Raw genomic sequence first — 1104 nt, forward strand, 5'->3', positions numbered from 1 at the left:
GACATGAAGGTTCAAGTCCTTTCACCCGTATTCAATATTGTTGTTGCAATATTGAGATTCATTTAGTAAAATATGAAAGTATCGTATTTATGCCGACTTAGCTCAGTTGGCAGAGCACCTGTCTTGTAAACAGGGGGTCGGAGGTTCGAATCCTCTAGTCGGCATAATGCGGAAGTAGTTCAGTGGTAGAACATCACCTTGCCATGGTGGGGGTCGCGGGTTCGAATCCCGTCTTCCGCTTTCATTATAGTAACGCCGGGGTGGCGGAACTGGCAGACGCACAGGACTTAAAATCCTGCGGTAAGTAATTACCGTACCGGTTCGATTCCGGTCCTCGGCACTATAATGAATATGCACCTATAGCGCAATTGGATAGAGTGTCTGACTACGAATCAGAAGGTTGTAGGTTCGACTCCTACTAGGTGCATTGTTTCAAAAGAAACAAGATGTTTTATATGATTGATCTCGGGAAGTGGCTCAGCTTGGTAGAGCACCTGGTTTGGGACCAGGGGGTCGCAGGTTCGAATCCTGTCTTCCCGATAGACAAGAATATTGTCAGCAACAAAGTATTTTGGCGGTGTAGCTCAGCTGGCTAGAGCGTCCGGTTCATACCCGGGAGGTCGGGGGTTCGATCCCCTCCGCCGCTATTAGATTCGGACCTTTAGCTCAGTTGGTTAGAGCAGGCGGCTCATAACCGCTCGGTCGTAGGTTCGAGTCCTACAAGGTCCATCAATCAGAATGGATCGGATATAGGACTTAAAATTATTATTATCGCGGGATGGAGCAGTCTGGTAGCTCGTCGGGCTCATAACCCGAAGGTCGTAGGTTCAAATCCTGCTCCCGCAATTTGTTTTGTATAGAAACATTTGGTTCGTTGGTCTAGTTGGTTAGGACGCCTGCCTGTCACGCAGGAGATCGCGAGTTCGATTCTCGCACGGACCGTTAGTAAAGTCACGTTTACTAAGGTATGAAGTAGACGCAAGGTAATATGCGGGTGTAGTTTAGTGGTAAAACCACAGCCTTCCAAGCTGTTGTCGCGAGTTCGATTCTCGTCACCCGCTTTGCCACTGTTATGGGCCTATAGCTCAGCTGGTTTAGAGCGCA

Annotated in this window: 10 tRNA genes; all 10 read left to right on the forward strand. The window is 48.5% G+C overall.

Going from position 1 to position 1104, the window contains the following annotated elements:
- Positions 1-91: 91 nt before the first annotated feature.
- The 10 genes from IV57_RS12810 (at position 92) to IV57_RS12855 (ending at position 1061) form a co-directional block, all read left to right on the forward strand.
- Positions 92-164: transfer RNA gene (locus tag IV57_RS12810), tRNA-Thr, on the forward strand.
- A 4-nt stretch (positions 165-168) separates the two neighbouring features.
- Positions 169-240, forward strand: a tRNA-Gly gene (locus IV57_RS12815).
- 14 nt (positions 241-254) lie between these two features.
- Positions 255-340, forward strand: a tRNA-Leu gene (locus IV57_RS12820).
- 13 nt (positions 341-353) lie between these two features.
- Positions 354-427: transfer RNA gene (locus tag IV57_RS12825), tRNA-Arg, on the forward strand.
- A gap of 39 nt (positions 428-466) precedes the next feature.
- Positions 467-540: transfer RNA gene (locus IV57_RS12830), tRNA-Pro, on the forward strand.
- 33 nt (positions 541-573) lie between these two features.
- Positions 574-647 (forward strand) — tRNA-Met (locus tag IV57_RS12835).
- Positions 648-655: 8 nt separating this feature from the next.
- A tRNA-Ile gene (locus tag IV57_RS12840) sits at positions 656-729 on the forward strand.
- A 43-nt stretch (positions 730-772) separates the two neighbouring features.
- Positions 773-846: transfer RNA gene (locus tag IV57_RS12845), tRNA-Met, on the forward strand.
- 22 nt (positions 847-868) lie between these two features.
- A tRNA-Asp gene (locus IV57_RS12850) sits at positions 869-942 on the forward strand.
- A gap of 48 nt (positions 943-990) precedes the next feature.
- Positions 991-1061, forward strand: a tRNA-Gly gene (locus tag IV57_RS12855).
- Positions 1062-1104: the final 43 nt, after the last annotated feature.

The sequence above is a fragment of the Companilactobacillus kimchiensis genome (assembly GCF_001438805.1).
Classification (GTDB): Bacteria; Bacillota; Bacilli; order Lactobacillales; family Lactobacillaceae; genus Companilactobacillus; species Companilactobacillus kimchiensis.